The sequence below is a fragment of the Candidatus Methylomirabilota bacterium genome (assembly GCA_035709005.1).
In the GTDB taxonomy this organism is placed as follows: Bacteria; Methylomirabilota; Methylomirabilia; order Rokubacteriales; family CSP1-6; genus 40CM-4-69-5.
On the sequence record DASTFB010000086.1, the window covers coordinates 1 to 5,617 of the forward strand.

Here is a 5,617-nt window from a genome sequence, read left to right on the forward strand (position 1 = left end):
GTCGACCGGCGGCCCGCTCTTGACCAGCACCGCGATCTTGCGGGGCCGCTCGAGGGCGCGGACGAGCTCGTCCAGCGTGCGACAGCCGACCAGGCCGCCGGGCGTGTCCCGGTGAGCGGCGAGGAACTCGTCGGTCACGGACGGTGTGCGATTGTGGACGGCGACACGGAAGCCATGATCGGCGAAGTTCAGCGCCAGATTCCGGCCCATGACGGCGAGGCCGATAATGCCGATATGAGCAGGTGGTGTGGTCATGACGCGAGGCTCCTCAAGTTACACCTGGCACCTGGCAGTCTACCAGGCGCTGGCCGCACCATGATGTGCGGCGACATCGACGGGCGCCGCACGTTGCGTCCCGCAAGGCCGTCGGCTATAAGGCTCTGGCCGTGAAAGTCCGGCTCTTCGCCCTGTGGTTCCGGCCTACCGCCATCGAGGAGCGGTATCGACGGCTCAGCAAGATCCTTGGATGAAGGAGGCCTCATGAACGAACTGTGGAGGCAGGATGTAGCCGCACTAGCCGTGAGCATCGGGACCGCCGTCGCCCAGTCCGGACTCCGTATCGTGCTGGCCCTGGTGGCCGGGTACGCGGCGGTGCGCTTCATCCGCACCACCGTGCGCCGGCTCGAGGACATCTTGATCCAGGCGGGTGAGCGGACGGAGGTCGTCCCCGGCGCGACCCGCCAGCGCGTGACGACACTGACCGGACTCCTGCTCACGCTCAGTCTCGTCGTCGTGTCGGCAGTGGTCGTGGTCATCTGCCTCGATCAGATCGGGCTGGATGTGACGCCGATCCTGGCCGGGGCCGGGATCGTGGGCCTGGCCGTCGGATTCGGCGCCCAGAATCTCGTCCGTGACGTGATCAACGGCTTCTTCCTCGTCCTGGAGAATCAGGTCCGGGTCGGCGACGTCGCGATCGTGAACGGCACCGGAGGCCTCGTCGAGGCCATCACGTTCCGGACGATCGTGCTGCGCGACCTCGCCGGCGTGGTGCACGTCTTCCCCAACGGAACGATCACGACGCTCGCCAACATGACGATGGACTGGTCGGGTTACGTCATCGACGTCGGGGTCGCCTACAAGGAGGACACGGATCAGGTCGTCGCGGTGATGACGGAGGTGGCGCAGGAGCTCCGGAAGGACCCGCGCTTCGGCGCGTCGATCCTCGAGCCGATCGAGGTCTTCGGGGTCGACGACTTCAAAGAATCCGAGGTCACCATCAAGGCGCGCCTCAAGACGGTGCCACTGCAGCAGTGGAACGTGGGGCGCGAATACCGACGGCGCCTCAAGAAGGCGTTCGACGCGCGCGGCATCGAGATCCCGTTCCCGCACCGCTCCCTCTACACGGGCACGGCGAGCGCACCGCTCGAGGTCATGGTGCGCAGCGCGCCCGCCGCGGCCACCGGCGGCCGATAGGCGATATGACCCCGGACCAGGTCTTTCAGCGATTCGAGCGGGACCCGGAGGCCTTCACCCGCGTCCCGACGGCGACCTACCGACTCCAGCTCACGCCGCAGATGACCTTCGCCGACGTCCGCGCGATCGTCCCGTACCTGGCGGCCCTGGGAATCTCCGACTGCCACTTCTCGCCGTTCCTGCAGCCGTGCGGAGCGGCATCGCACGGCTACGACGTGGCCGACCACGGCGAGATCAACGCAGCGCTCGGCGGCGAGGCCGAGTATCGCGCGCTGGTCGAGACCCTCCAGAGGCATGGCATGGGCCAGATCATGGACGTCGTGCCGAACCACATGGGCATCGCCGGGAGCCGCAATGCCTGGTGGACGGACGTGCTGGAGAACGGCCAAGCGTCGGCGTACGCGCGCTTCTTCGACATCGAGTGGGAACCGATCAAGCCCGAGCTGAAGGACAAGGTCCTGCTGCCGATGCTCGGGGATCAGTATGGTCGTGTCCTGGAGAACCAGGAGCTCCAGCTGGAGTTCCGGGACGGCGCCTTCAGCGTCCGCTACTACGACAGCGTGCTCCCGGTGGCGCCCGGGAGCTACGTGGACATTCTGGAAATGCGCCTGGACGAGCTGCAGCAGGCGCTGGGGGCGGACCACCCGCACCTCCTCGAGCTTCGTAGCATCATCACGGCGCTCGGGCACCTGCCTCCGCAGACGGAGCGGGATCCGGCACGTCTGGAGGAGCGCCAGCGCGAGAAGGAGGTCGTCAAGCGCCGCCTGGCGGAGCTGAGCCGCGAGTCGGCGGAGGTGCGGGGGTTCCTGGCCGACAACGTGCGCACCTACAACGGAGTCAAGGGCGACGCGGGGACCTTCGACCGGCTGGACGACTTGCTGACGCGCCAGGCGTACCGGCTCGCCTTCTGGCAGACCGCCGGTGACGAGATCAACTACCGGCGCTTCTTCGACATCAACGAGCTGGCCGCCATCCGCATGGAGGAGCCGGCGGTGTTCGAGGCGGCCCACCGGCTCGTGTTCCGCCTCGTGGCCGAGGGCGCCGTGACGGGCCTGCGCATCGACCATCCCGATGGGCTCTTTGCGCCGGCCCGGTACCTGCGCGACCTCCAGCGGCGGTGCTTCCTCGAACGCGCCCGATATGTGCGACGTACGCAGGAGCGGGCGGCGCCGGAGCCGCCCGAGTGGGCACAGGAGGTGCTGAGCGGCTTCGACCGCCGGGTCGCCGCGAACCACGAGGCCGCGCGCGCCGCCGACGCCGGCGAGAGCGGCGGGCGTGGCGGGCTCGGGCTCCTGCAACGCTGGTCGGCGACGCGTCACTCCGGGCGGAGCCGGCTGGCCCGCGTGGTGCAGGCGATGCTCGGCAAGCCGGTTCCGACGGGCCGGCTCACGCGGGCCTTCTACATCGTGACGGAGAAGATTCTGATGCCGGAGGAGGGGCTGCCCGCGCGCTGGCCGGTCGCCGGGAGCACGGGCTACGACTTCCTCGGCGCGGTGAACGCGCTCTTCGTGGACCCGGCCGGTGCGCGGGGGCTGACGGCGACGTATGTGCGATTCATCGGGGCCGGCCTCGAGTTCGCCGACGTGGCCTACCGGTCCAAGCGCCTCGTGATGGAGACCACCATGGCGAGCGAGATCGCCGTGCTGGGCCAGCGCCTGGGCCGGATCTCCGAGCGCCGACGATCGGCCCGGGATTTCACCGATCGGATGCTCACCGAGGCCCTGCGCGAGATCGTCGCATGCTTCCCCGTGTACCGGACCTACATCGCGACCGCCGACGCGGGGGTGGCCGAGCGGGACCGTCGGTACGTGGAGGCGGCGGTGGCGGAAGCGCGGCGCCGCAATCCCTCGGTGAGTGCCTCGATCTTCGAGTTCATCCGGGGCCTGCTGTGCCTCGAGCGCCTCGACGACGTGACGGCGCCCGAACGCGCGGAGATCCTCGAGTTCGTCGGGCGGTTCCAGCAGCTGACCGGGCCCGTCACCGCGAAGGGGATCGAGGACACGGCCTTCTATCGCTATCACCGCCTCGTCTCGCTCAACGAGGTGGGCAACCATCCCGATGCGTTCGGGACCAGCCTCACGGAGTTCCACCGGCGCTGCCTGGAGCGCCTTGCGCGCTGGCCGGCCGCCCTCTCCGTGCTCTCGACCCATGACACCAAACGCGGCGAGGACGTGCGAGCCAGGATCAACGTGCTCTCGGAGATTCCCGAGGAGTGGCGACGGAGAGTTCGGACCTGGCACCGGCTCAACCGGGGTAAGAAGACGCGCGTGGACGGTGTGCCGGCGCCCGACAACAACGAGGAGTACTTGCTGTATCAGACGCTGCTCGGCGCGTGGCCGCCGGCCGGGGTGACCGACGAGCACGACGCATTCGTCGACCGCATCCAGCGCTACATGCACAAGGCCCTTCGCGAGGCCAAGGTCCACGTGAGCTGGATCAATCCGCATCCGGCGTACGACGAGGCCGTGCGCAACTTCATCGCCAGGCTCCTCGACCGCACGCAGCCCAACGAGTTCCTCGACGACTTCCGCCCCTTCCAGGCCCGGGTGGCCGAGCTCGGCATCTACAACTCGCTCTCCCAGACCGTCCTGCGGCTGGCTGCTCCAGGCGTTCCCGAGCTCTACCAGGGCTCGGAGCTCTGGGAGCTGAGCCTCGTGGACCCCGACAATCGGCGCCCGGTGGATTTTGCTCGGCGTCAGGCCGTGCTCGCCGAGCTGCGGACCGGAGCCGAGGGGACCGGTGGGGCGCTCGCGGAGCTCTCGCACACGCTGGTCGAGCGGCGTCAGGACGGACGCATCAAGCTCCACGTCATCCAGCGTGGGCTGGCCTGCCGTCGGGAGCACCCGCAGCTCTTCCTGCAGGGAGATCACGTTCCTCTGGAAGTCCGCGGGGACCGGACGAATCACGTGTGCGCCTTCGCCCGGGCCCACGGCGAACACGAGGTGGTCGTCGCCGTCCCACGGTTCCTGGCGCGCCTGAGCGGGAACGGCGCGCCGCTCGGCCCTGGCGTGTGGGGCGAGGACCTCGTGATCCTGCCGACGGCCGGGCAGGGCCGGGCCTACCGAAACCTGTTCTCCGGCGAGCTCCTGGAGATCGGCGAGACGGGCGAAGGACGTCGGGCGCTGCCCCTGGCCGCTGTGTTCGCCAGGTTCCCGGTGGCGATGCTCGAGCGCGTGAGCAGCGGCTGACGGGACGAGGTTACTGCCGGCGCGCGATGGCGCGGGCCAACTCCTTCTTGGATATCCGGGAGCGGCCCTCGATCTGCAGCTCCTGGGCGCGCTGGTAGAGCTCGGCCTTGGCCCACGTGCGCCTGGCCTTCGGTGACGAGCGCTTGATCGTGTCGGGGATGCGCTTGGTGGTCGGCCAACTCGGTCCTCCCCCCGGGTGGCCGGCATGGGCCACCCGGGGGGAGGACATTCAAGCGGGGTGCCAGCAGCGATCAGAGTCGCGACGGCGCCGCGGGCGTCCTGGCGGGCGCCCGCGGCCCCGAGCGCTTGCGGGCTCAGCTCCACTGAGCGATGACGGCGTAGACGTCGGCGTCCCGCACCTGCGCCACGATCCACGGGTCGACCTGGCGCTCCGCGCGATAGGCCGGCGTCGCCACCAGGAACGTGGCGAACAGGCCGCTGCGCACGGCGTCGTCGTACTTCAGCAGCGCCTGGTCGGGGATGAGGTCGCGATAGGTCTCGATCGGCTCCAGCACCGCGGTGCGCCGCGAGCCGAAGCGAGGCGGCAGGGTCTCGACGATGCGGCTCTGGAGCTGGGCGATGGTGAAGAGATCGCCATAGAGCGCCCGGGCCGTCTGCAGGCGGTCGTAGAGGATCTGACCCGGCAGGCGAGCGCGGATCTGCCGCGCCCGCTCGGGAGCGTCGGGCACGCTGGAAGTCGGCGAGGTTGGCTGCGCAGGCGTTGTGTCGGTGTGCGACTGCATGGTGTGCCTCCAGCCGGCGGGTGTTCGGCAGGCCCGGCGCCGGCATGTCCCGCCGCCCGTGCAATCGGTATGCCCCGGACGTTGCCTGGGCGCTCTCGGGCCGGGCGCGCCGGCGCACGGTCGAGCACCCGGGCGGCGGCCCCCGGAGCGACAACTGCATTGTCAGAACTCCATCGCCCGGGAGCCGGCGGGCAAGCGGTGGGCGTGCGGACGCGGGGTCCGGGTCAGCGGTCGATGGCAGCGTACTGGCAAACGGTCATCACGATCTCAGCC

General features: G+C 69.6%; 5 protein-coding genes. 2 read left to right on the forward strand and 3 right to left on the reverse strand.

Annotation, left to right across the window (positions count from 1 at the left end; all coding sequences use genetic code 11):
• The coding region (locus VFR64_14930; protein ID HET9491034.1) for an NAD(P)-binding domain-containing protein at nucleotides 1-255 on the reverse strand (255 nt) is incomplete at its 3' end.
• Between the two features lie 264 nt (nucleotides 256-519).
• On the opposite strand from VFR64_14930, the gene VFR64_14935 reads away from it, so the two are divergent.
• On the forward strand, nucleotides 520-1,413 hold the full coding sequence (locus VFR64_14935; protein ID HET9491035.1) for a mechanosensitive ion channel family protein: 894 nt from the start codon (nucleotides 520-522) through the stop codon (nucleotides 1,411-1,413).
• Nucleotides 1,414-1,418: 5 nt separating this feature from the next.
• A complete protein-coding gene (treY, locus tag VFR64_14940) occupies nucleotides 1,419-4,601 on the forward strand; it encodes a malto-oligosyltrehalose synthase (protein ID HET9491036.1) in 3,183 nt (1,060 codons plus the stop codon).
• A gap of 10 nt (nucleotides 4,602-4,611) precedes the next feature.
• Here the strand turns inward: treY and VFR64_14945 are convergent, their stop codons facing one another.
• Together VFR64_14945 and VFR64_14950 are read right to left on the reverse strand one after the other, a co-directional pair.
• Nucleotides 4,612-4,830 carry a hypothetical protein gene (locus tag VFR64_14945; protein ID HET9491037.1) on the reverse strand — a complete coding sequence of 73 codons (219 nt, stop codon included), beginning with the start codon at nucleotides 4,828-4,830 and terminating at the stop codon, nucleotides 4,612-4,614.
• A gap of 85 nt (nucleotides 4,831-4,915) precedes the next feature.
• Nucleotides 4,916-5,344 carry a hypothetical protein gene (locus VFR64_14950; protein ID HET9491038.1) on the reverse strand — a complete coding sequence of 143 codons (429 nt, stop codon included), beginning with the start codon at nucleotides 5,342-5,344 and terminating at the stop codon, nucleotides 4,916-4,918.
• Nucleotides 5,345-5,617: the final 273 nt, after the last annotated feature.

What these genes read in the sequence shown, in the direction of transcription:
- VFR64_14950 (HET9491038.1), bottom strand. Translation starts at nt 5,344, where the DNA reads ATGCAGTCGCACACCGACACAACGCCTGCGCAGCCAACCTCGCCGACT.
- treY (HET9491036.1), top strand. Translation starts at nt 1,419, where the DNA reads ATGACCCCGGACCAGGTCTTTCAGCGATTCGAGCGGGACCCGGAGGCC.
- VFR64_14945 (HET9491037.1), bottom strand. Translation starts at nt 4,830, where the DNA reads ATGTCCTCCCCCCGGGTGGCCCATGCCGGCCACCCGGGGGGAGGACCG.